Source organism: Streptomyces sp. NPDC054770 (assembly GCF_053611985.1).
In genome coordinates this window covers 130,974-153,625 of sequence record NZ_JBSHBL010000014.1, presented here as the reverse complement: position 1 = coordinate 153,625, position 22,652 = coordinate 130,974, and the positions used below count along the sequence as shown (strand labels likewise).

Sequence of the window (22,652 nt, the reverse complement as noted above, 5' to 3'; positions counted from 1 at the left end):
ATCCTGGAGGAGAACAGACATGGCCTACGACGACCTTCGCAGCTTCCTTGACGCCCTGGACAAGGAGGGCCAACTGCTGCGCATCACCGAGGAGGTGATGCCGGAGCCGGACGTCGCCGCCGCCGCGAACGCCGCCGGCCGCATGGGTGAGGCGGCCCCGGCACTGTACTTCGACAACGTCGCCGGCTTCACCAACGCCCGGATCGCCATGAACGTCCACGGCTCCTGGGCCAACCACGCCCTGGCCCTGGAGCTGCCCAAGACCACCGGCACCAGGGAGCAGGTGGACGAGTTCATCAACCGGTGGGCGAAGTTCCCGGTCAGGCCGGAGTGGAGGGACAACCCGCTGTGGGCGCAGAACTCCGTCGAGGGCGACGACGTCAACATCTTCGACATCCTCCCCCTGGTCCGGCTCAACGACGGCGACGGCGGCTTCTACATCGACAAGGCCGGCATCGTCTCCAAGGACCCCGACGACCCGGAGAACTCCGGCAAGCAGAACGTCGGCATCTACCGCATCGAGGTCAAGGGCCCGCGCAAGCTCGCCATCCAGCCCGGCCCGGTGCACGACATCGGCCTGCACCTGCGCAAGGCCGAGGAGCGCGGCGAGGACCTGCCGATCGCCATCACGCTGGGCAACGATCCGGTGATCTCGATCGTGGCCTCCACGCCGATGGAGTACGACCAGAACGAGTACGAGATGGCAGGCGCCCTGCGCGGCGCCCCGGCCCCGATCGCCGAGGCGCCACTGACCGGCCTGCCGGTGCCGTGGGGCTCCGAAATCGTCATCGAGGGTGTGATCGAGGGCCGCAAGCGCGAGATCGAGGGCCCGTTCGGCGAGTTCACCGGGCACTACTCCGGCGGCCGCAACATGCCGGTGATCCGGATCGACAGGATCTCCTACCGCACCGACCCGATCTTCGAGCACCTCTACCTCGGGATGCCGTGGACCGAGATCGACTACCTGATGGCCCCCAACACCTGCGTCCCGCTGTACGAGCAGCTGAAGAAGGACTTCCCCGAGGTCCAGGCCGTCAACGCGATGTACACCCACGGGCTGGTCATCATCGTCTCCACCGAGAAGCGCTACGGCGGTTTCGCGAAGGCGGTCGGCATGCGGGTGCTGACCACCCCGCACGGCCTCGGCTACGCGGCGACGGTGATCGTGGTGGACGAGGACGTCGACCCGTTCAACCTCCCCCAGGTGATGTGGGCGCTGTCCACCAAGATGAACCCCAGCGACGACCTCATCGTCGTGCCGCACCTGTCGCTGATGGAGCTCGCTCCCCAGTCGGACAACCCCGGCACCGGCGCCAAGCTCATCATCGACGCCACCACCCCGGCCAGGCCGGACAACCGCGGCAACTACGGCAACCAGGTACACGACCTGCCCGAGACGGGCGAGTGGCTCACCAAGCTGCAGCAGCTCGCCAAGCAGTGACCACCCGCCGACCCCTCTGAAAGGAGACCCCATCGCCATGGCCACCGAGACCCCGCAGAACGCAACACCCGCCGAGTGCCCGCGCTGCGGCCACGACAAGCTGGACCAGATCCACGCCTCCCCCGTGGCAGGGGTCTGGGAGATCTACCACTGCCGGCAGTGCATGTACAGCTGGCGCACCTCCGAACCGGACCGCCGCACCCGGCGCGACGCCTACCCGGACAGCTTCAAGATGACCATCGACGACATCCGCAACGCGGTCGAGCTTCCCGTCATCCCCCCGCTCCGGCAGCCCTGAACACACCCTCGCGATTGACGGGCCGAGGTGTCACAAATAGACTTCCATGGAAGCTAACTTCTATGGAAGTCCGTGCCGGAGTCTGGTCAAGGAGAGTGGTTCTCGTGGTGCTGCGATCGGACAAGCATTCCCCGGCCGAGACGTCGGAGCTGGGCGAGATCGCTTACACCTGGACACGCGAACTGCCCGGTCTCGATCTCACGTCTTTTCTGGTTTCCGCCGGAATCCTGCGCCTCGCACAGCATGTCGAGCGAGCCTTCACGGATATTGCGCGAGACAGCGGCATCGGACCCGGTGATCTACGCGTACTCCTGGCGCTCCGCAGGTCGGGGCCGGGCTGTGCGATGAGTCCGACGGCACTGTTCAAGCGGCTGATGATCACCTCGGGAGCGGTCAGCAAGCAGGTCGACCGCCTCGCCGAGCTGGGGCTGGTCGAACGTGTGGCGGATCCCCAGGTTCTTCGCGGGGTGCTCATCGCCCTGCGGCCGAGCGGGCGCGCGATCGCGGAGGGCGCGATGCATCAGATTGCGACGTCCTTCTGCGGCCTGGAGAGCCTGAGCGCCGCCGACGCGGACCAGGCACTCGACCTGCTCCGCAGATTGCAGCGGACGATGGATGCGGCCGAAGCCGCGAAGCAGAGATGACGGGCGAGAGGCGGAGGTCATGATGTCACTCGCCGTTCCCTATGCCGTCAACGCGACCTCGATGCCGCACTCGAGCGTCTGGGAGGACATCGCGAACGTGGCCGCGACCGGCACCCGGGGCCTGGGGCTCTGGGAGCGCAAGCTGGCCGGCGTCCCGGACGAAGAGGTCGCGCGGGAGATGCGTGCGGCAGGGCTGACCGCAACCTTCTGCGTACCGACCGTGAACTGCATCCTTCCCTCCCAGATCGACCCTCCCGGCGCGCCCCAGGACATCCGGGACAGACGTGACCTCATCTGCGCGAGTATCGAGCGGCTCGCCGCATTCGCGCCGGAGGTGGTCACCATCGCTCCTGGCGCGTCCGGAGACCCCGATATGCCGGCGGGCCCGCTGGACGCCGTTCTCGATGTCCTGCCCGACATCGCGGACACCGCGGCCGCCTGCGGCGTCCGTATCGGGCTGGAGTTGCTGGCGCGGCGCCGAGGCTCGGCGGTGCCGTCGATGCGCCAGTTGATCGACGTCCTCGACGCCGTGGGCCGGGACAACGTGGGGATCATGTTCAGCGTCTTCCACAGCTGGTCCGATGCCGGGCTGCACGAGGACCTGCGCAAGTACGCCTCGCGGATCAACAGCGTCCAGGTGTGCGACATCCGCGATCCGGAGCGCTGCGCATTCGATCGTGAGCTTCCGGGACGGGGGCGAGGAGTCGCGCCGGAGATCATGGCCACTCTCATCGAGGCCGGGTATCGCGGATGGTGGGAGCTGGAGATCTTCTCGGACGACGGAACCTACGGCACGGCACTCCCGGACTCGTACTGGGCCATGCCGCCGGACCGGTTTCTGCGGAGGGCGCGAGAAGCCTTCGACCTGGCCCACGCCGCGGCGCTCGACATCGTGGCGACCCGAGCAGCACGGTGAGCACGATGGGCATGACGGAGGACGGTCCCGCACGGTCGCTGCCACGCCGTATCTTCGGTCTGCTCGACATCGTCGGTACGGCTTCGCGGCCTCTGACGCTGAGCGAGATCGCGCGCAGCGCCGGTCTCCCGGTCTCCACGGCGCACCGCCTGCTGAGCGAACTGCTTCGGTGTGACGCGCTGGTTCGCACCGCGTCCGGCCGGTACCAGCTCGGCGAGCACATCTGGCGCCTCGGTGCCGCTGCGCCCTGGGAGCGGGAGCTGCGCCGGGCCGCGGCGGTGCACCTGCACGCCTTGGCACGGAACGCCGGCGCCGGGGTGGCCCTGGCCGCCCTCAGCGGCGACCGCCTGGTGTGCCTGGACACCATTGCCGCGCCCGGGGCCGACCTGAAGCTCGCCGTTTCCGGAGACGAACTCCCCCTGACGGCCACGAGCGCCGGGAAAATGCTCCTGGCGACCACGGCACGGGACCGGCTGACGACCGTACTGAGCAGACCACTGCCGCGCCTCACTCCTTTCACCCTCGTGGCGCCGCACCTGCTTGCGGCACAGGTCGAACGCACCCGTCAGCACGGCTACGCGACGGCGTACGACGAAGCAGCTGTCGGCCAGGCCTCCATCTCGGTCGCGGTGGGTACCGAACCGGGGCGCACGCCCATGGCGCTGACCGCGTTGTCGCCCGTGCCTCACCGCGACCTCACGCGGATGCTGCCCGCCCTTCGCTCGGCCGCCACCGCCATCTCGACTGCCGTGGCGGCTCTGCGTCCCCAGGCATGACACGGACGGCCGCTCTGAGCGCCGTGCGGGCCGCACCCCCGTAGTGGATCTGCGGCACCGCCCTACTGGAACCGCCGTTGGCAGGGGTCGCTGGGAAGCCAGGGGCGCCACGGGTTCCCGGCAGTCGCCGGGGAGCCGGTGTGGAGGAAACGGGACCATGCCTGCTGCAACGCGGACGACAAGTCCGGCGCCCGGGCGTCGAGTCCGTAGAGCGCAGCGAATTCGGAAGCGGCGAAGGTTCCGAAGAGCAGGGGGATGTCGATGGTGTGCGTCGCGCCGAGCCGGCCTTCCCAGGCAGGGCTGGGATGTGCGTACTGGGCGCGGAACACCGCCGAACCAGCCGCTGCTGCCCGCCCGGCCCACTGGTCGGCCGGGCGGGTGTACAGCTGCTCGGTGATCGCCGCCGCCGCGGCAGTCGGTGCGTCCGCGGGCAGGACCGCCTCCGCATGCCGCTTTGCGGCACCCGGTCCCAGCATCGCGGTGAGCACGGAGACCGCCTTGTCGCGGCTGACGTCCTGGGGCCAAGCGTCATCCACGAAGAAGAAGGTTCCCTCGTCGGCCGTGGCCGAGATCAGAGTCGGCCGTACGGGTGCGACCGACTGCAGGCTGGCGAGCGGGCTCGCCAGCCGTCCGGTGGCGGTCGGCCAGAAGCGGTGGTGTGGGGCGATGTCCCGGGTCGCGGAGACGATGAGCGCGCCCGGCACGGATTGCAGCTCGGGTACCCGGACGCCGAGACGGGCCGCCAGCGCCTCGACCGCCTGCCCCGAAGCCTCCGGTGACTGCAGGGACGGCACCCCGCTGTGCAGCGCCACCTGGGCAAAAAGGTGCCGGTGGGCGGACGGCAGGGACAGCAGGGCGACGCACATCGCTCCCGCGGATTCACCGGCCAGCGTGACCCGCCCGGGATCGCCGCCGAACGCCGCGACGTTCTCGTGCACCCATTCGAGCGCGGCCACGAGATCGTGCAGGCCGAGGTTGGCCGCGTGGCGGCCCAGCCCGTCGTGGCAGGCGAAGCCCAGCGCTCCCAACCGGTAGTTGACGGTCACCACCACGGCCGACGCCGCTTCCGCGAGCAGTCCGCCGCGCAGCGCGGGTACGGAACCCGCTCCGTTCGTGAACGCGCCGCCGTGCACCCAGACCAGTACCGGAAGGCCGGACGGAGCGTCCGCAGGTGTCCACACGTTGAGGCTCAGGCAGTCCTCACCGGTGGCTCCGGGGTCGCCTTGGAGCAGGCGAGCTCGGGCGCTCCCGGGCTGGAGGGACGCCGCGCCGAATCGGGTGGCATCACGCACGCCGTCCCAGGCGGGGGCGGGCTCCGGCGGCCGAAACCTGCGCTGTCCGACGGGCGCCGCCGCATAGGGGACACCGAGGAACTCGGCGCCGGCTTTCGTACGACGGCCTCGCAGACGACCGGCCCGCACTGCGACCTCGATCGAATCCCCGGGCGCAACTTTCATGTCTCGACCCTCGACCGACGCCGAGCGGCACGACCGGCCACCACTCCTCCTCGAACAGACCGTCCGGTGTTCCGGCAGCCAGCCAACGCCTCGCCCTTCGGGCTTGGCAAGCAATGTTTTCCGCCTCACGGAAAGGAGCTGGAATTTCTTGCACCCGTTGACATCAGCCGCTTCCAATTCTAACTTCCAAGGAAGTCGACTTCCGTGGAAGTCCTCGTAATGGCCGTCAGAACTAGATGTTCATGACGAAAGGATCCCCGCATGCTCACCAAAGAGGAGAACGAGATCCTCACCCGTGTCGGACCCGACACCCCCATGGGCCGCATGATGCGCCGGTTCTGGTTCCCGATCTGCACCTCTGCCCAGCTCCCCGCACCCGACAGCGATCCCCTGCGTACCAGCCTGCTCGGCGAGGCGCTCGTCGTCTTCCGCGACACCGACGGCCAGGTGGGTGTACTCGAGGAGCTGTGCATGCACCGGGGCGTCTCACTGGCGCTCGGCAGGGTCGAGAAGGGCGGCATCCGCTGCCTCTACCACGGCTGGAAATTCGCCGCCGACGGCACCATCCTCGACACCCCCAACCATTGCAACGCCCGCTTCCGCCAGCGCATGAAGGCCCCCGCCCATCCCGTGCGCGAGGCCGGCGGACTGGTGTGGACCTACATCGGCCCCAAGGACCGGCAACCGCCCTTCCCCCGCTACGCGTTCATGGACGGCGCCGCCGAGCACCGCGCCGTGATCCGCCTCAACACCCCCGCCAACTACCTCCAGCTGTTCGAAGGCGGCGTCGACAGCTCACACGTCGGCATCCTGCACAGCAACCAGGCCAATCCGACCTGGATGGACGACCAGTTCACCGCCCGCGACGACGAGGATTTCAACCCCGGCGCCCTTGCCAGCGGCGACAACGCGCCCACCCTGGACGTCGAGGACACCGAGTTCGGCTTCCACTACGCGGCCAAGCGGCAAGGTCCCCCCGCCGCTGACGGCAGCCCCACCCACAGCATCCGCGTCACCCCGGCGATCCTGCCCGTCACCCGCGTCATCCCCGCCCCCGCCTTCCAGTTCTTCGTCTTCGAGGTCCCGCAGAGCGACACGGTCACCAGCACCTACATCATCGCGCACGGTGCCAAACCCATCGACCGCGACGAGATCATCCGCATCATGGGCCTGAAGGAGCCGTTCTGGAACGACAAGGACTGCGACTTCCGTGCCAGTTGGGCGAACGGACTCGGCCAGGACCGCTCCCGGATGACCACCAGCTGGACCGGCTTCGACGGCATCGAGCAGGAGGACGCCGTCCTCGCGATCAGCATGGGCCCGATCCTCGACCGCAGCAAGGAACACATGGTCGCCGCCGACCGCGCCGTCATCCACCTCCGCGCCCGCCTCCTCGAGTCCGTCCGCCGCCACGAAGAAGGCCAGGACCCGGTCGCCCACGGCATGGATCTCACCGACGTCCAATCCCTGCCGGACACCCTGATCGCCCACGAACAGCGCTGGCAGGACCTGGTGCCGGGCAACACCCGGCCTGGCACGACCGCCGTGGTGGAGGAGGCGCGCCCGTGATCGAGACCGTCGTAAGGGCCGCACGCCCGGTGGCCGCATCCGTGCGGCTCCTCGAACTGGCAGCCGTCGACGGCGGCCCGCTTCCCCGGTTCGCCGCCGGCGACCACATCGACCTCACGCTCGCCCCTGGGCTGACCCGCAGCTACTCCCTGGTCGGTGCCCCCGAACCCGAACCGTCGTCCTATCAGATCGCGGTGGCACTCGACGCGGCGAGCAGGGGAGGCTCACGCACCGTCCACGAATCCGTCCACCCCGGCTCCCACCTGGTGATCAGCGAACCGGTCAGCGACTTCCCCCTCACCGAAACCGCCCCGCACACCGTCCTGATCGCCGGCGGTATCGGCATCACCCCCATCCTGAGCATGGCCCGCCGCCTGACGCAGCTCGGGGCGTCCTGGGAGGTGCACTACGCGGCCGGCTCGCACCACGCCGCCGCCTTCCTCACCGAGTTGTCAGCCCTCGCCGACGCCGGCACCGGCCTCCTGCACACCTACCTCGCCGACGAGGACGGCCCACGCTCGCTCAAGATCGCCTCGATGCTGGCCGACGCCCCCGGCACAGCCCACTTCTACTGCTGCGGACCGGCATCGATGCTGGCCGACTTCGAGGAGGCGACCCGGGGACTCGACCCGGAACACGTGCACCTGGAACGGTTCCGTGGAGATCCACCGGCCGCCCTCGGGGGCCAGGGCTTCACCGTCGAGCTGGCGCGCTCCGGCAGGACCCTCCACGTGGCCCCGGAAGAGACCATCCTCGACGCCGTGCTCGACGCGGGTGTCGACACCGACTTCTCCTGCATGGAGGGCATCTGCGGCTCGTGCCGCACCGCCGTGCTCTCCGGCGAACCCGAGCACCACGACGCGGTCCTGACACCACAAGAACGCGCGGCCGCCGACACCATGATGATCTGCTGCTCCGGCACCAGAGGCACTCACCTCGTCCTCGACCTCTGACTCACCACCACTCCAGACAGCCACCGCGAGACAAGGGGAGCAGATGAACACCGACGGATGGATCTGCTCGGTACTCGACCACGCCAGCGCCCGACTGCTCGCCCTCGAGAACGACGGTTGCCACCCCGCTGAACTCCGCGTCAGCAGCCCCGTCTACCGCAGCTTCGTACAGCTGCGTCACCGCGAACTGACCGACGGCATCCCGCTCCTTGTGCTGGGCACGCCGGTCACCGAAGACCCCCGACTCGCCGCCGACGACTTCCTGATCCGGCCTTGAGCGGTCACTCCGGCATCTGAAAGAGCTGACGGCGGACAGGCTGAGGGCAGCAGTCTCCCCGGCGCCGAGCGAGGAGCCCGTCAGCCGGCGATCGCGCCCTCGTCCGTCGAGGGGCTTGTCATGCGAACGCTTCCGATATATCGTTGAGGCATCGCGAAAGATACGCGACAGATCAACGATGGAGTGGAGTGATTGTGATGCGTTCCCACGGATTCGAGCGTGGACATGGTCAGGGCGGCCCTCACCCGCACGGGCGGGGCGGCTTCGGTGGACGTGAAGGTCGGCGTGCGGCGTTCGGGCCCTTCGGTCCTGGTGGCCCCGGCTTCGGTCCCGGTGGGCCCGGTTTCGGACCGGGGCACTGGGGGCCGCGAGGGCGCGGTGGTCCCAGGGGGAGGGCGCGGCGCGGTGACGTACGGGCCTCGATCCTGGCCCTGCTGAAGGACCGTCCGATGCACGGTTACGAGATGATCCAGGAGATCGCCGAGCGCAGCGGCGGTGCGTGGAAGCCCAGCCCCGGCTCGGTCTACCCCACCCTCCAGCTGCTGGAGGACGAGGGCCTGATCGCCAGCGAGACCGAGGGCGGCAAGAAGCTGTTCTCCCTCACCGACAGCGGCCGCACCGCCGCCGACGAGGGACCGGACGCCCCCTGGGAAGAGGCTTCCCGCGGGGTCGACTTCGAGGCCCTGAGCGAGATCCGTCAGGCGGGCTTCGGCCTGATGGAGGCCTTCGGGCAGGTCTGGAAGACCGGCAGCAAGGAGCAGCGCGCGAAGGCGCTGGCCGTCATCAACGAGACCCGTAAGAAGCTGTACCTCATCCTCGCCGACGAGGACTGATCCTCGGACACGAGATGAGACCGGGCGCCCCGCGGAACACTCCGCGGGGCGCCCTTCCGCGTCCACCCCGCCGGGGAGCCGGACGGTGTCGCGGCCCGCGCGGTTCAGGCCACCAGCCCGCCCAGCTTGCGCAGCGACTCGTTCAGGGCCGCCGTCGCCGAGTCCTTGAGCTTGCCCGCCATCAGCGACACGGCCGCGCCCGTGAACTCGCCGTCGATCCGCACCTCCGTCGCCTCCCCGTCCGGGGCCGGGGTGAGCGTGTAGCGCGTGGCGACGGTCACCGCCATCGGGCCCTTGCCGCGGATCGCCAGCACCCGGGCCGGCTCCAGTTCCTCGATGGTCCACTCGACCTCCGCCGGGAAGCCCATCAGCTTCATGTTCTCCTGGAAGGTGCCGCCCACCGCCAGGTTCTCGGGGCCGCCCTTGGGAAAGTTGGTGTGGGTCGCGTTCCACTCGCCGTACGCCGACCAGTCGGTGAGCTGTGCCCACACCTTCTCGGCCGGTGCCTGGATGCGTGCCTCCGCGCTGACTTCGGCCATCGGGCCACCCCTTCGTGTCGGGCTACGGTGTCGCGGAACGTAGCCGCAGGGCCTCGAACATTCAATACTGATGAACCGTCAGGAAATGTGCGGATCCGGAGCCGCGACGGCCGTCCCGGCCGCTCAGCCGACCCGCCGTATCAGTGCCGCGTCGAACAGGTCCCACGCGCGCGGGAACGCGCTCTCGTCGTGGCAGTGCCAGGCGTCCCAGAACAGGTCCGCGAGCAGCGCGTCCGCCGGGGCGTACACCCGGTACACGTACTGCCTGCCGTCCACCGCCGGCAGGGCGACCAGCCAGCAACAGGACGCGCTCTCCACGTCACTGAGGGACGTACGACGGGTGCGCGACGGTTGCGCGTGGGGCGCGCGGCAAGTCGGCGCGCGCCGCGGTGGCCGGAATCGGTCTGATCTCATCCGTAAGGAGGAGATTCCGGCCATCCGCGTCCACTCTGCGTGGGACGCGAAAATGCTCCCCCTCGCCGATGACTCGGGGCCCTGGGGTTGATGAGGTAGAGGGTGTGCAACCCCGTATTCCCCGCCAGCCGGCCCAGGACCAGGGCAGTATCCACGCGGACGACGATGCCGGGCTCGGCGCCGAGTCGGCAGCGGTGGTCGCCGGTGCCCGCCGCCGGGCCGTACGGGACGGGGACCGCCAGGTCGACACCGCCCATCTGCTGCACTCGCTGATCGAGTACGACCCCGAGGTGCGCGCCGCCCTCGGTGACGCCCCCCAACTCGCCCGCCTGCTCGGCTACCTCGTGCAGCGCAGCATCGGTTACGGCCTGCGCTGGCAGGGCGGGGTCGAGGACTCCGGCGCGCTGCCCGCGCTTCCGCAGGCGGCGGGAAGAGCCGAGGGCAGGGGTGACGGCGCCTGGTCGCCGGTGGCCGCGGCCGCCCTGGAGTACGCCCGCAGCCGCGCCCGGCGCCGCGGCCGGCCGCACGCCGACGGCATCGACCTGCTCGCCGGCCTGGTCCTCGACCCTCAGTCGCGGGCCGTGGAGGTGCTGGAGCGGGCCGGGGTGGCCGCCCGTGAGCTGGCCGTGCGGATAGACGGGGACGGGGCGGTCGGCGCGGTTCGGGAGGCCGAGGAGGAGCGCCGCACGTCCGGCCGCTGAGACAGGTGCCATAGGGGGTGAAGCTCATGTCACCTCCTGGCATCATGTCCCGGTGCACACCACTGACAGCAGCCATGGAAAGGGCCTCGGGCTCTCCCTCGCCATAGGGTCGGCGCTCGCCTTCGGCGGCTCCGGCGTCGCGGCCAAACCCCTGATCGAGGCCGGGCTCGAGCCGCTGCACGTGGTGTGGCTGAGGGTGGCGGGCGCCGCCCTGGTGATGCTTCCGCTCGCCGTCCGCCATCGCGACCTGCCGCGCCGCCGTCCGGCGCTGCTCGCCGGGTTCGGGCTGCTCGCCGTGGCCGGCGTCCAGGCCTGCTACTTCGCCGCCATCTCCCGGATACCGGTGGGGGTGGCGCTGCTCGTGGAGTACCTCGCTCCCGCACTGGTGCTCGGCTGGGTCCGGTTCGTGCAGCGACGGCCGGTCACCCGCGCCGCCGCGCTCGGTGTGGTCCTCGCGGCGGGCGGCCTCGCGTGTGTGGTGGAGGTGTGGTCGGGGCTGCGGTTCGACGCGCTCGGGCTGCTGCTGGCGCTCGCCGCGGCCTGCTGCCAGGTGGGGTACTTCGTGCTCGCCGACCACGGCGGGGGCGAGGGGGCGGATCCGCTGGGCGTGATCGCCTACGGGCTGCTGGTCGGGGCGGGCCTGCTCACCGTGGTGGCCCGGCCGTGGGAGATGGACTGGTCGGTGCTGGCCGGCTCCGCGCGGATGAACGGGGTGGCCGTGCCGGCGCTGGTCCTGCTGGGGTGGATCGTGCTGGTCGCGACGGTCGTCGCGTACGTCACCGGTGTGGTGTCGGTACGGCGGCTGTCTCCGCAGGTGGCGGGCGTGGTGGCCTGCCTGGAGGCGGTGGTGGCGACCGTGCTGGCGTGGGTGCTGCTGGGGGAGCGGCTGGGGGTGCCGCAGGTGGTCGGTGGGGTCGTCGTACTGGCCGGGGCGTTCATCGCGCAGTCATCTGCGCCTGCCAAGGGCTCCGCCGAGCCCTTGGCGCGTGGTGAGGGTGTCGTGCGGGAACCGGCAGTCTGAGCGTCGTCGGCCGTCGGCCAGGGGTGGCCGGCCGCGCCCGCGTGGCGGAGCCGCACATCGGATACGGCCCCGCCCCCCGAGGGGGCGCTGCACATCAGCGGGTCTTCATGTACTGCGGCACCGCGACGTCCGCCGCCAGGTCACCGTTGGCGATCGGAGTGTCGTACCCCTTCCGCAGCGGCAGCACGCCCGCCCAGTACGGGAGGTCCATGTCCTCGGGTTCGTCGTTCGCGTCGCCCGTGCGGGTCTTGGCGGAGACCTCGGTGAGGTCGAGGCGGATCACCGCGGTCGCGGCCAGTTCCTTCTTGCTGGCGGGGCGGGAGTCGGCGGCCCGGCCCGGTACCACGTGGTCGACCAGGGCGTCCAGCGCGCGGCACTTCTCCTCGGGGTCGGTGACCTGGTGGGCGATGCCGTGCACCACCACGGAGCGGTAGTTGACCGAGTGGTGGAACGCCGAGCGGGCCAGCACGAGGCCGTCGACATGGGTGACCGTCACGCACACCGCGAGCCCGGGATCGGCCTGACCGGTCATCCGCAGCGGCCGCGAGCCCGTCGAGCCGTGCAGGTACAGGACCTCGCCGACCCGGCCGTACAGCGTCGGCAGCACCACGGGCGCGCCGTCGCGCACGAAGCCGAGGTGGCAGAGGTAGCCCTCGTCGAGGATGGCGTGCACCAGTTCCTTGTCGTACGACGCCCGCTCGGCGGAGCGGGTGGGGACCGTGCGTCCGGTCTTTTCGTACGCGGCGGGCTGGGCCGGCACGGTTCCCTGTACGGCTGTCTCCATTGCATTCCTCCATTGCACTAGTGCATAATGCTGTTTGTGCTAGGAGAATATCCGATCGAAGGTCGCGGCGCAGCAGAGATTGCGGCCAGCGTCGAGCGCGCGGTGGGTTCCGGGGAGCTGGAGCCGGGGCAACTGCTTCCCCCGATGCGGGAGTTGGCGAGCCGGCTCGGGGTGAATCCCAATACCGTCGCGGCCGCGTACCGCACCCTGCGCGAGCGCGGGGTCATCGAGACCGCCGGCCGGCGGGGCAGCCGGGTCCGGCCGAAGCCGGCCACCACCGGGCGGGAGAGCATCTGCGTCGACGTCCCGGCCGGGGTGCGTGACCTGTCCTCCGGCAACCCCGATCCCGCACTGCTCCCCGCCCTCGCGCCGGCCCTGGCGGCGGTGGCCGCCGAGTGCGACCGGGATCCGGTCCTCTACGGCGTGGACCCCGTCGAGCCGGACCTGGAGCGGATTGCGCGCACCGAGCTGGCCGCCGACGGCGTTCCCGACGGGCCGCTCACCGTCACCTCGGGCTCCCTGGACGCCGCCGAACGCGTCCTGCTGGCGCACCTCAAGCCCGGCGACGCGGTCGCCGTCGAGGACCCCGGCTGGAGCCGCACCCTCGACCTGATCCCCGCGCTGGGGCTGCGCACGGTTCCGGTGGCCGTCGACGACGAGGGGCCGCGTGCCGACGCCCTGCGCCGGGCGCTGGAGTCGGGGGCGCGCGCCGTGATCGTCACGGCCCGGGCGCACAACCCCACCGGCGCCGCGGTGAGCGCCGCACGCGCGCGTGCCCTGCGGGCCGTCCTGCGCGCCCACCCGCACACCCTGCTGATCGAGGACGACCACGGCCACGGCATCGTCGACCTCCCCCTGCACTCCTTGGCGGGCGTCACCCGCCAGTGGGCCTTCGTCCGCTCGGTCGCCAAGGCCTACGGCCCCGACCTGCGCCTGGCCACCCTGACCGGCGACGAGGTCACGGTCGACCGGGTGCGGGGGCGCCAGCGCCTGGGCCCGGGCTGGGTGAGCCGCCTGCTCCAGCGCACGGTGGTCCGGATGTGGGCCGACGGCACGGTGAACGGCCCGGAGGTGGCGGCGGCCTACCGGGCCCGCCGTGACCTCCTCGCCGACGCGCTGGCGGACCACGGCATCGAGGCCCACGGCCGCAGCGGCATGAACATCTGGGTCCCGGTCCCGGACGAGACGGGTGCGGTCTCCCGGCTGCTGCACGCGGGGTGGGCGGTGGCCCCGGGCGCCCGCTACCGCCTGGCGACCCCACCGGGCATCCGCATCACCGTCTCGACGCTCACGCCACAGGAGGCCGGTCCGTTGGCGGAGGCGGTGGCGACGGCGGTGACACCGGCGAAGGGCCGGATCCAGGCCTGAGCGCTCCGCCGGTCATGCCGTTCCTTCACCGCGGGCCGGTGGGGGCTGGTCGCGCAGTTCCCCGCGCCCCTTCGGGGGCGCTTGACTGTCCCCGGGCCGCGCCCTCCCGGGGGCGAGGCTTCGCCTGGGTGAGCGCTGCTCCCGCGAGGACGATCACCGCTCCCACCGGCGTGCTCCAGCGCAGCGACTCGCCCAGTACCGCGACCCCGGCCGCGGCGGCGATGACCGGGATGAAGTACGTGACCATCTGGGCGGTGGTCGGCCCGACCTCCGCCACCAGCCCGTACTGGATGAGTACCGCCAGTCCCGTCCCCAGGGTGCCCAGCGCGGCGACCGCCAGCAGCGGGACCAGTGCGAAGTGCGCCGGGAAGGACGTGAACAACGGTGTCACCACGGCCAGTTGCACCGTCGCCAGCAGCAACTGCGCCCCGGTCATCGCCAGGTGCGGGTCACCCGTCCCGGCCAGCGTCCGCCGGACGTAGATCCACCCGATCGGATAGCTCAGCGAAGCCAGCAGCGCCATCGCGGTCCCCGTGACGTCCAGGCCGTGGAACCCCTGCCAGGCCCCCAGCACCGTCAGCACCCCGATGAACCCCAGGCCGAGCCCGGCGAACCGCACCCGCGTCGGCCGGTCCTCCGACAGCGCCACCAGCGACAGCACCATCCCCCACAGCGGTGAGGTCGCGTTGCAGATCCCGGCCAGCGTGGACGGAATCGTCAGCTCCGAGTAGGCGAAGAGGGAGAACGGCAGCGCGTTGAGCAGGAACGCGGCGACCGTCAGATGCCCCCAGGTGCGGGCCCCGCGCGGCAGCCGCTGCCGCTTCACGGCCATCGCCGCCGCCAGGACCGCCGTACCGAACGCCAGCCTGCCCAGGGTGATCTGGAACGGGGCGTAGCCCTCCGTCCCCACCTTGATGAAAAGGAAGCTGAACCCCCAGATCAGCGACAGGGCGCCGAAGCGCAGGCGCCAGTCGAGGCGGGGGCGGGAGGGGGCGGCGGCAAGCGTCGGCTCGCCGGTCGCAGCAGTGGTCACGGTGCTCATGGCCTCCACCATGAGGGAGCCCACTTCGTAGCACAATCGAGATTTGTCACCTGGCACCTCTTAGAATCGCTTACATGTTGAATCTGGAGCGCCTGCGCACCCTGGACGCCCTCGCCCGGCACGGCTCGGTCAGCGGGGCCGCCGAGGCCCTGCACGTCACGACGTCCGCGGTCTCGCAGCAGATGGGCAAACTGGAGCGCGAGGTGGACCAGCAGCTCCTCGCGAAGAACGGCCGGGGCATCCGGCTCACCGACGCCGGACGGCTGCTCGCCGAGCACGCGGCCCGGATCCTCTCCCAGGTCGAGCTGGCCCAGTCCGACCTGGAGGCACACCGGGGCCAGGTCGTCGGCGAACTCCGGCTGTCCGCCTTCCCGACGGCCGCCCGCGGCCTGTTCCCGGCCGCACTGTCCGCCCTGCGCACCCGGCACCCGGCACTGCGCGTCCGCTCCAGCGAACTGGAACCGGAGAACGGCATCGCCGGGGTCGTCCGCGGCGACCTCGATCTCGCCGTCGTCCTGGACTGGTACAACAAGCCGATGCCACTGCCCGACGGGCTGGTCAAGGCACCCCTGCTGGACGACCCCGCCGAGGTGGCCCTGCCGGTCGGGCACCGGCTCGCCGACCGCGAGGAGGTCGACCTGGGGGAGTTCGCCGAGGACGAGTGGATCACCTGGGGCGAGGGCGAGTTCTGCCACGAATGGCTGATGTTCACGCTGCGCTCGCGCGGCATCGAGCCCATCGTCGGGCACCGCGCGGCCGAGACGCACACGCAACTCAACCTGGTCGCGGCCGGGTTGGGAGTCTGCATCGCCCCGCTGCTGGGGCGGCACCCGGTACCGGAGGGCGTTCTCATGGTGCCGCTGAAACAGCGGGTGCGCCGCCATGTGTACGTGGTCTGGCGGGCCGACGCCGACCGCCGCCCCTCGATCAGGGCGGCGGTGCAGGCCCTGCGCGGCGCGGCCGAGGCGATCGCCTGAGCCGGCCGCCCCGAACTGCCTTACGCCGAACCCAGCTTGCGGAAGTCCCAGGAGGCGGTCTTCGCCGGGGTCAGCCGCGCCCAGGCGTGCCGGCCGTCGTGCGGCATCTCGTCCAGGCCGAAGTTCTTGCGGGCGAACACCGTCTCGATGTAGTCGAGTTCGGCGACCAGTTCGCCGGTGCGCGGGACCTCGCCCACGAACTCGACGGTCCCTCTCAGCTCGACGCCGCGCAACTGGTCGTACTCCTCACCGGAGTCGACGACGACCGCCACGCGCGGGTCGCGGGTGAGGTCCTTCCAGCGCTGGCTGCGCACCACCGAGTAGAGCCACAGCGACGTGCCGTCCCAGGCGAACCACAGGGCGCTGACGTGTGGAGCGCCGGACGCCGAGACGGTCGCGACCCGGCAGGTGCGCTGTGTGGTGAGGAACTCGTCCAGCTCACCGGGCGTCATCATGATCTTCCGGCCCCGGCGCTGAGTGACGGTCATGCGGCCCCCCTCTTGTCTTCTTCCGTTCCCGCGCGATGGCGGTTAGTGTCACCCGCCCCGCACCAAGGCGGAAGGGGGCGTCATGCCGTCGTCGTACGAACGGCTCATGGAACTCATCGACCCGGTGAGCACCGTGCTGCTCACCGTCGAGTGCCAGCAGGGCGTGGTGGGCCCGGAGAGCGCGCTGCCCGAACTCGCCCATGAGGCACGGGCGTCCGGGGCTCTCGACAACATCGCCCGCCTGGTCGCCGCCGCGCACGACACCGGTGTCCAGGTGATCCACGCGATCGCCGAACGCCGCCCGGACGGCCGCGGCGCGAACCGCAACGCCCGCCTGTTCCGCGCCGCCGAACGGCTCCCCGTCCAGCAGCTCTCCGGCACGGCGGCGGTCCGCGTCGCGCCCCCCGTCGAGGTCTCGGAGGAGGACCTCGTCGTACGACGGCTGCACGGCCTGTCGCCGATCCAGGGCACCGACGTCGACGCACTGCTGCGCAATCTCGGCTGCCGCACCCTGGTCGTCACCGGTGTCTCGGCCAACGTGGCCATTCCGAACACGGTGTTCGACGCGGTCAACCGGGGCTACACGGTCGTCGTCCCGGCCGACGCCGTCGCGGGAGTGCCCTCCGAATACACCCCCGCGATGGTCCGCAACACCCTCGCCTTGGTCGCCACGGTCGCGACCACGGACGAGGTGCTCGGCTGCCTCAAACGACCGCGCCGGCGGTCCTGAGGATCAGGCCAGCGATATCTGGTCGCCGGCGACCGTGATGTTCGCGGCCGTCAGACCGGTGGTCGCCGGACCCTGCTTCACGCTGCCGTCCGCGATGGCGAACTTGCTGCCGTGACAGGGGCAGACGATCTCGCCGTTGGCGATGCTCGTCACCGCGCAGCCGGCGTGCGGGCACTTCGTCGAGAACGCCTTGTACGTGCCCGACGTCGGCTGGGTGACGACCACGGACTGGTCCTTGTAGATCGTGCCACCGCCCTCGGGGATGTCCGTGGTCTTGGCGAGCGCGGTGCCACCGGCCGCTGCGGTGGAGCCGCCGGCCGAGCCGTTGCTGTCCTGGGTGGTGGAGCCACCCGCCGCGTTGCTGTTCGTGGTGGTGGTGCTCGACGAGTCGTCGGACGACCCGCAGGCGGTCAGCGCGGCGGCGAGCCCCGCCGCTCCGGCCGCCGCCATCACGGTGCGGCGAGCCGGGTTGGCCGAGGGGTTGAGCGGTGCGCTGGTCATGTGAGGGGTTCCCTTCCGCGGAGCTTCTCGTTGATCCGTCCAGGGGTACGGTCTTCGGGCACCACCTGTTCAGACGGCATCCAGATAGTGGCCCCCTAAACATGAGGCTTCGGTAAAACAGCGCTGTCGGTTCGCTGTCGGCTTGGACGTGCCTGGTCAGGACGGGTGCGTGGGCGCCGCGGGATCCCCAGTAACCTGGGGCGATGCTCAAGGAAGTCACCGCGACCCGCTACATCACGCCCCTGCGTGAGGGGGGCTCGCTGCCGGGGCTCGTCGAGGCCGACGACTTCGGGATGTACGTCATGAAGTTCACGGGCGCGGGGCAGGGCCGCAAGACACTGGTCGCCGAGGTCGTCTGCGGGGAACTCGCGCGCCGGCTCGGGTTCCGGATGCCCGGGCTGGTCACCGTCGAACTGGACCCGGTGCTGGGGCTCGGCGAACCCGAGCAGCAGGTGCAGGACCTGCTGCGGGGCAGCGGCGGCACCAACCTCGGCATGGACTTCCTGTCCGGTGCCCTCGGCTTCGACCCGCTGGCCTTCCCGGTGAGCCCCGAGGAGGCCGGGCGGATCGTCTGGTTCGACGCGCTGGTCAACAACGTCGACCGCTCCTGGCGCAACCCCAACCTGCTGGTCCACCACGGCGACCTGTGGCTCATCGACCACGGCGCCACGATGATCTGGCAGCACAACTGGCCGTCGGCAGAAACGTCCGCCGCCCGCCCGTACGACGCCGCCGACCACGCGCTGAGCGGGTTCCGCCCCGATGTCCGGGCGGCCGCAGCCGAGTTGGCGCCCCGGGTCACCGAGGACCTGCTCGCCGAGGTCACCGCCGGGATCCCGGACGTCTGGCTCGCGGACGAGCCCGGCTTCGACACCCCCGACGACCTGCGGCGCACCTACGCACGGCCGCTGCTCGCCCGGGCCGCCGTCATCCACGAGCGCATCACCGGCATCGAGGGGGCCAAGTGAGCGAGACCCACATCAACGTGGCCGGACAGATGACCGAGCGCCACATCACCCGGGCCGGTCAGGGCGGCGACCGGGACGTCTTCGAATACGCCCTGCTGCGCGTCGTACCCCGGGTGGAGCGCGGCGAGTGCATCAACGCCGGCGTGCTCGTGTACTGCCGGGCCAAGGCCTACGTCGGCGCCCGTACCCACCTGGACGAGGCCCGGCTGCTGGCCCTGGACCCGGACGCCGACCCGGCCGGGGTGCGGGCCGCGCTCGCGGCGGTGGAGGGCGTCTGCGCGGGCGGGGCGGCGGCGGGGCGCGCGGCCGGCGACGATCCGGGGCGGCGCTTCCGCTGGCTGGTCGCGCCCCGCTCCGCCGTCGTGCAGCCGGGCCCCGTGCACACCGGGCTCACCCTCGACCCGGCCGCCGAGACGGAGCGGTTGCTGGACCTCCTGGTGAGGTAATGGATCACACCGCGCTGTGTGACGTTGACACCGCGTGCCAGGGCTTCTAGCGTCACGTCTGTCGAAGGTACTAAGCGGTCGCTCACTGTCCGGCCGGGTTCTCGATCAGGTGTTCTCAAGGGCGAGGAGAAACAGCAATGTCCAGCACTGAGCAGCGGGTAGCCGTCGTCACCGGTGCCGCGCGCGGTATCGGCGCCGCCACCGCCGTACGACTGGCCGCCGAGGGCCGTGCGGTCGCCGTGATCGACCTCGACGAGGCCGCCTGCAAGGACACCGTCGAGAAGATCACCGCGGCCGGCGGCAAGGCGATCGCGGTCGGCGCCGACGTCTCCGACGAGGCCCAGGTCGCCGCCGCGATCGCGCGGGTCGTCGAGGAGCTGGGTGCCCCGACCATCCTGGTCAACAACGCCGGCGTGCTCCGCGACAACCTGCTGTTCAAGATGTCCGCGTCCGACTGGGACACGGTCCTCAACGTGCACCTGCGCGGCTCCTTCCTGATGACCAAGGCCGTCCAGCAGCACATGGTCGAGGCCGGCTGGGGACGCGTGGTCAACCTGTCCTCCTCCTCGGCGCTCGGCAACCGCGGCCAGGCCAACTACTCCGCCGCCAAGGCCGGTCTCCAGGGCTTCACCAAGACCCTCGCCATCGAGCTCGGCAAGTTCGGCATCACCGCCAACGCCGTCGCCCCCGGCTTCATCGCCACCGAGATGACCAAGGCCACCGCCGAGCGGGTCAAGATGGGCTTCGAGGAGTTCAAGGCCGCCGCGGCCACCCAGATCCCCGTGCAGCGCGTCGGCGAGCCCGAGGACATCGCCAACGCCATCGCCTTCTTCACCGACGAGGCCGCGGGCTTCGTCTCCGGCCAGGTGCTGTACGTGGCCGGCGGACCGCTCGACTAGATGACCACCGGGGAACCTGGGGAACACTGACATGACTGAACTGCCCGAGCTGTCCGGCAAGGTCGCCGTCATCACCGGCGCGAGCCGCGGCATCGGCTACGGCGTCGCCGAGGCGCTGGTCGCCCGCGGTGACCGCGTCGCCATCACCGGCCGCAACGAGGACGCCCTCAAGGCGGCCGTCGAGAGCCTCGGCGCCGAGCGCGTCATCGGCATCGCCGGCAAGGCGCACGACCTGGCCCACCAGAGCGAGGTCGTCGAGCGCACCATGGCGGCCTTCGGCCGCGTCGACTACCTGGTCAACAACGCCGGCACCAACCCGGTGTTCGGCCCGATCGCCGACGTCGACCTGGACGTGGCCCGCAAGGTGTTCGAGACCAACGTGGTCTCGGCCCTCGGCTTCGCCCAGAAGACCTGGCACGCCTGGCAGAAGGACAACGGCGGCGCCATCGTCAACATCGCCTCCGTCGCCGGCCTGTCGGCCTCGCCGTTCATCGGCGCGTACGGCATCAGCAAGGCCGCGATGATCAACCTGACCCAGCAGCTGGCGCACGAGTTCGCCCCCGGCGTCCGGGTCAACGCGATCGCCCCCGCGGTCGTCAAGACCAAGTTCGCCGAGGCCCTGTACGAGGGCCGGGAGGCCGAGGCCGCCGCGGGCTACCCGCTCAAGCGGCTCGGCGTGCCCTCCGACATCGGCGGCGCCGCCGCGTTCCTCACCTCGGAGCAGTCCGACTGGATCACCGGCCAGACGCTCGTCGTCGACGGCGGCGTCTTCCTGAACGCCGGGATGGCCTGACGGACCGTCGGGCGTCGTTTTCGTCACAGATATTTGCCGCAAGTGTGAGGAAATCGGCGCCCGGACGGTCGTACAGGATCTGCACAGCCACATGACAACGTCGTCATAGCACATTCGATCAACGCCCGTGTTTCCGGGGTGCTTCAAGGCGCGCAACGCTGCGGTAAGGTCTGCCGCCGACCCCTGGTATGGCGGATCGAGGAGTGCGCGCGTGTTCAACCGGAACCGAGGCCTGCGAAGAGTCGCCGCGGTCGCGTCCATATCCCTGGTGGCCGGGTGCGGTGTGTTCTCCAGCAGCAGCGAGGCCAACAGCGGGCCGATCGTCGTCGGGACGACCAGCGCCCCCAGCACCCTTGACCCGGCGGGCTCGTGGGACGGCTCCTGGGAGCTGTTCCGGAACATCTACCAGACGCTGCTCGCCTACCCCGACGGCGCCACCACCCCGCAGCCCGACGCCGCGCAGAACTGCGCCTTCACGGGCTCCGGCGACCGCACCTACCGCTGCGTACTGCGCTCAGGACTGAAGTTCGCCGACGGCGACAAGCTCGACGCCCAGGCAGTCAAGTACTCCATCGACCGGATCCGGACCATCAACGCGCCCAGCGGCCCCGCCGGACTGCTCGGCAGCCTCGACCGGGTGCAGGCCATCGGCGACCGCGAGGTGGTCTTCCACCTCAACAAGGCCGACACCACCTTCCCGTTCGTGCTCGCCACCCCGGCCATGTCGATCGTCGACCCCGACGACTACCCCGCCCACGCGCTGCGCAAGGACGACTCCGTGCAGGGCTCGGGGCCGTACACCCTCAAGTCCTACGACGAGGGCAAGCGGGCCGAGCTGGTCCGCAACGACAACTACCTGGGCTTCGCCAAACGGCAGAACGACGCGGTGACCATCCGCTACTTCCAGGACTCGGCCACCATGGTCAAGGCCCTGCGGTCCGGGGACATCGACGTCACCTACCGCGGCCTCGCCGCCTCCGACATCGTCGCCCTGCAGGCGCACTCCAGCACGGACCTGCAGCTGATCGACGGCACCGGCACCGACATCAGTTACCTGGTGTTCAACCCCAAGGACCCGTGGGCCAAGCTGCCCGCCGTGCGCAAGGCCGTCGCCCAGCTCGTCGACCGTGCCGCGATCGCCCACACGGTCTACAAGGACACCGTCGACCCGCTGTACTCCATGGTCCCGGCGGGCCTGACCGGCCACACCACCGGCTTCTTCGACGACTACGGCGACCCCAGCACCTCCAGGGCCCACCAGATCCTCGCCGACGCCGGCATCACCCAGCGCGTCCCGCTCACCTTCTGGTACACCACCGACCGCTACGGCTCCGAGACCGCTCAGATGTTCAAGGAGCTCAAGCAACAACTCGACGACTCGGGGCTGTTCTCCATCACCCTCAGGAGCCGGCCCTGGAAGACGTACGTCGTCGGCTACCAGAAGGGCGAGTACCCGGTGTTCGGCCGCGGCTGGTTCCCGGACTTCCCCGACGCCGACAACTTCATCGCCCCCTTCGTCGGTGAGCAGAACGCCCTCGGCACGCCCTACCCGTCACCCGTGATCACCGGCAAGCTGCTGCCCGAGACGCGCAGCGAGAGCGACCGCAGCGAGGCCGTCAAGGACTTCGAGGAGGCCCAGCAGATCCTCGTCAACGACGCCCGGCTGATCCCGCTGTGGCAGGGGCGGCAGTACATCGCGGCCAGCGACGACATCTCCGGCGGCGAACAGGCTCTCGACCCGTCGACGATCATGATGATGTGGGAGCTGCACCGCAAGACCAGCTGGTGAAACCGCCGTCCGGCACCGGTTGTCAGTG

At 70.6% G+C, this 22,652-nt stretch carries 26 protein-coding genes; 19 read left to right on the top strand and 7 right to left on the bottom strand.

The window, feature by feature from the left end; genetic code table 11:
* The first annotated feature begins 19 nt into the window (after positions 1 to 19).
* The 5 genes from ACWGKQ_RS15810 to ACWGKQ_RS15790 all read left to right on the top strand — a co-directional run bounded on the left by ACWGKQ_RS15810 (position 20) and on the right by ACWGKQ_RS15790 (position 4,075).
* Positions 20 to 1,441, top strand: coding sequence for a non-oxidative hydroxyarylic acid decarboxylases subunit C (locus ACWGKQ_RS15810; protein ID WP_453292489.1), 1,422 nt, complete (start codon positions 20 to 22; stop codon positions 1,439 to 1,441).
* A 37-nt stretch (positions 1,442 to 1,478) separates the two neighbouring features.
* Complete coding sequence (locus ACWGKQ_RS15805; protein WP_453292488.1) at positions 1,479 to 1,739, top strand: non-oxidative hydroxyarylic acid decarboxylases subunit D; 261 nt, start codon at positions 1,479 to 1,481, stop codon at positions 1,737 to 1,739.
* Between the two features lie 104 nt (positions 1,740 to 1,843).
* Positions 1,844 to 2,383, top strand: a complete 540-nt coding sequence (locus ACWGKQ_RS15800; protein ID WP_453292487.1) for a MarR family winged helix-turn-helix transcriptional regulator — start codon at positions 1,844 to 1,846, stop codon at positions 2,381 to 2,383.
* A 19-nt stretch (positions 2,384 to 2,402) separates the two neighbouring features.
* Positions 2,403 to 3,299: a sugar phosphate isomerase/epimerase family protein gene (locus ACWGKQ_RS15795; protein ID WP_453292486.1), complete on the top strand. Its 897-nt coding sequence runs from the start codon at positions 2,403 to 2,405 to the stop codon at positions 3,297 to 3,299.
* Between the two features lie 5 nt (positions 3,300 to 3,304).
* Positions 3,305 to 4,075 carry an IclR family transcriptional regulator gene (locus ACWGKQ_RS15790; RefSeq protein WP_453292485.1) on the top strand — a complete coding sequence of 257 codons (771 nt, stop codon included), beginning with the start codon at positions 3,305 to 3,307 and terminating at the stop codon, positions 4,073 to 4,075.
* 62 nt (positions 4,076 to 4,137) lie between these two features.
* Here the strand turns inward: ACWGKQ_RS15790 and ACWGKQ_RS15785 are convergent, their stop codons facing one another.
* A complete protein-coding gene (locus ACWGKQ_RS15785; protein WP_453292484.1) occupies positions 4,138 to 5,532 on the bottom strand; it encodes a carboxylesterase/lipase family protein in 1,395 nt (464 codons plus the stop codon).
* A gap of 261 nt (positions 5,533 to 5,793) precedes the next feature.
* Between ACWGKQ_RS15785 and ACWGKQ_RS15780 the strand changes: the two genes are divergently transcribed.
* From ACWGKQ_RS15780 to ACWGKQ_RS15765, 4 genes are all read left to right on the top strand, one after another.
* A complete protein-coding gene (locus ACWGKQ_RS15780; RefSeq protein WP_453292483.1) occupies positions 5,794 to 7,101 on the top strand; it encodes a Rieske 2Fe-2S domain-containing protein in 1,308 nt (435 codons plus the stop codon).
* Positions 7,098 to 8,054 (top strand): PDR/VanB family oxidoreductase, encoded by a 957-nt coding sequence (locus ACWGKQ_RS15775; protein WP_453292482.1) that lies wholly within the window; start codon positions 7,098 to 7,100, stop codon positions 8,052 to 8,054. The genes ACWGKQ_RS15780 and ACWGKQ_RS15775 overlap by 4 nt, the downstream gene beginning before the upstream one ends.
* 43 nt (positions 8,055 to 8,097) lie before the next feature.
* On the top strand, positions 8,098 to 8,331 hold the full coding sequence (locus ACWGKQ_RS15770) for a hypothetical protein (RefSeq protein WP_453292481.1): 234 nt from the start codon (positions 8,098 to 8,100) through the stop codon (positions 8,329 to 8,331).
* Between the two features lie 197 nt (positions 8,332 to 8,528).
* Entirely contained in the window at positions 8,529 to 9,164 is a 636-nt protein-coding gene (locus ACWGKQ_RS15765; RefSeq protein WP_453292480.1) for a PadR family transcriptional regulator, read from the top strand.
* A 104-nt stretch (positions 9,165 to 9,268) separates the two neighbouring features.
* Here ACWGKQ_RS15765 and ACWGKQ_RS15760 read toward each other — a convergent pair whose 3' ends face one another.
* Together ACWGKQ_RS15760 and ACWGKQ_RS15755 are read right to left on the bottom strand one after the other, a co-directional pair.
* Positions 9,269 to 9,703: a type II toxin-antitoxin system Rv0910 family toxin gene (locus ACWGKQ_RS15760; RefSeq protein WP_453292479.1), complete on the bottom strand. Its 435-nt coding sequence runs from the start codon at positions 9,701 to 9,703 to the stop codon at positions 9,269 to 9,271.
* A gap of 123 nt (positions 9,704 to 9,826) precedes the next feature.
* Positions 9,827 to 10,021, bottom strand: coding sequence for a hypothetical protein (locus ACWGKQ_RS15755; protein ID WP_453292478.1), 195 nt, complete (start codon positions 10,019 to 10,021; stop codon positions 9,827 to 9,829).
* 200 nt (positions 10,022 to 10,221) lie between these two features.
* Between ACWGKQ_RS15755 and ACWGKQ_RS15750 the strand changes: the two genes are divergently transcribed.
* The gene (locus tag ACWGKQ_RS15750; protein WP_453292477.1) at positions 10,222 to 10,818 is read left to right on the top strand and encodes a Clp protease N-terminal domain-containing protein; all 597 of its coding nucleotides are present in this window, start codon (positions 10,222 to 10,224) and stop codon (positions 10,816 to 10,818) included.
* A 52-nt stretch (positions 10,819 to 10,870) separates the two neighbouring features.
* On the top strand, positions 10,871 to 11,839 hold the full coding sequence (locus tag ACWGKQ_RS15745; RefSeq protein ID WP_453292476.1) for an EamA family transporter: 969 nt from the start codon (positions 10,871 to 10,873) through the stop codon (positions 11,837 to 11,839).
* Positions 11,840 to 11,933: 94 nt separating this feature from the next.
* On the opposite strand, the gene ACWGKQ_RS15740 is transcribed toward ACWGKQ_RS15745, so the two are convergent.
* Entirely contained in the window at positions 11,934 to 12,623 is a 690-nt protein-coding gene (locus ACWGKQ_RS15740; RefSeq protein WP_453292475.1) for a pyridoxamine 5'-phosphate oxidase family protein, read from the bottom strand.
* A 36-nt stretch (positions 12,624 to 12,659) separates the two neighbouring features.
* On the opposite strand from ACWGKQ_RS15740, the gene ACWGKQ_RS15735 reads away from it, so the two are divergent.
* Positions 12,660 to 13,991, top strand: coding sequence for an aminotransferase class I/II-fold pyridoxal phosphate-dependent enzyme (locus tag ACWGKQ_RS15735; protein WP_453292474.1), 1,332 nt, complete (start codon positions 12,660 to 12,662; stop codon positions 13,989 to 13,991).
* Between the two features lie 25 nt (positions 13,992 to 14,016).
* Here ACWGKQ_RS15735 and ACWGKQ_RS15730 read toward each other — a convergent pair whose 3' ends face one another.
* Complete coding sequence (locus ACWGKQ_RS15730) at positions 14,017 to 15,033, bottom strand: DMT family transporter (protein ID WP_453292473.1); 1,017 nt, start codon at positions 15,031 to 15,033, stop codon at positions 14,017 to 14,019.
* A 74-nt stretch (positions 15,034 to 15,107) separates the two neighbouring features.
* Between ACWGKQ_RS15730 and ACWGKQ_RS15725 the strand changes: the two genes are divergently transcribed.
* Positions 15,108 to 16,010, top strand: a complete 903-nt coding sequence (locus tag ACWGKQ_RS15725; protein WP_453292472.1) for a LysR family transcriptional regulator — start codon at positions 15,108 to 15,110, stop codon at positions 16,008 to 16,010.
* A 20-nt stretch (positions 16,011 to 16,030) separates the two neighbouring features.
* Here the strand turns inward: ACWGKQ_RS15725 and ACWGKQ_RS15720 are convergent, their stop codons facing one another.
* Entirely contained in the window at positions 16,031 to 16,498 is a 468-nt protein-coding gene (locus ACWGKQ_RS15720) for a pyridoxamine 5'-phosphate oxidase family protein (RefSeq protein ID WP_453292471.1), read from the bottom strand.
* Positions 16,499 to 16,580: 82 nt separating this feature from the next.
* Here ACWGKQ_RS15720 and ACWGKQ_RS15715 point away from each other — a divergent pair, with 82 nt between their 5' ends.
* Positions 16,581 to 17,228, top strand: coding sequence for a cysteine hydrolase (locus ACWGKQ_RS15715; RefSeq protein ID WP_453292470.1), 648 nt, complete (start codon positions 16,581 to 16,583; stop codon positions 17,226 to 17,228).
* A 3-nt stretch (positions 17,229 to 17,231) separates the two neighbouring features.
* Here the strand turns inward: ACWGKQ_RS15715 and ACWGKQ_RS15710 are convergent, their stop codons facing one another.
* On the bottom strand, positions 17,232 to 17,729 hold the full coding sequence (locus ACWGKQ_RS15710) for a Rieske (2Fe-2S) protein (RefSeq protein ID WP_453292469.1): 498 nt from the start codon (positions 17,727 to 17,729) through the stop codon (positions 17,232 to 17,234).
* Between the two features lie 203 nt (positions 17,730 to 17,932).
* Here ACWGKQ_RS15710 and ACWGKQ_RS15705 point away from each other — a divergent pair, with 203 nt between their 5' ends.
* The 5 genes from ACWGKQ_RS15705 (at position 17,933) to ACWGKQ_RS15685 (ending at position 22,624) form a co-directional block, all read left to right on the top strand.
* Entirely contained in the window at positions 17,933 to 18,697 is a 765-nt protein-coding gene (locus tag ACWGKQ_RS15705) for a HipA family kinase (RefSeq protein WP_453292468.1), read from the top strand.
* Between the two features lie 29 nt (positions 18,698 to 18,726).
* The gene (locus tag ACWGKQ_RS15700; protein ID WP_453292501.1) at positions 18,727 to 19,143 is read left to right on the top strand and encodes a DUF3037 domain-containing protein; all 417 of its coding nucleotides are present in this window, start codon (positions 18,727 to 18,729) and stop codon (positions 19,141 to 19,143) included.
* 137 nt (positions 19,144 to 19,280) lie between these two features.
* Complete coding sequence (fabG, locus tag ACWGKQ_RS15695; RefSeq protein WP_453292467.1) at positions 19,281 to 20,042, top strand: 3-oxoacyl-ACP reductase FabG; 762 nt, start codon at positions 19,281 to 19,283, stop codon at positions 20,040 to 20,042.
* 31 nt (positions 20,043 to 20,073) lie between these two features.
* Positions 20,074 to 20,835 carry an SDR family oxidoreductase gene (locus ACWGKQ_RS15690; RefSeq protein ID WP_453292466.1) on the top strand — a complete coding sequence of 254 codons (762 nt, stop codon included), beginning with the start codon at positions 20,074 to 20,076 and terminating at the stop codon, positions 20,833 to 20,835.
* A 211-nt stretch (positions 20,836 to 21,046) separates the two neighbouring features.
* Positions 21,047 to 22,624: an ABC transporter substrate-binding protein gene (locus ACWGKQ_RS15685; protein ID WP_453292465.1), complete on the top strand. Its 1,578-nt coding sequence runs from the start codon at positions 21,047 to 21,049 to the stop codon at positions 22,622 to 22,624.
* The last annotated feature ends 28 nt before the right edge of the window (positions 22,625 to 22,652 follow it).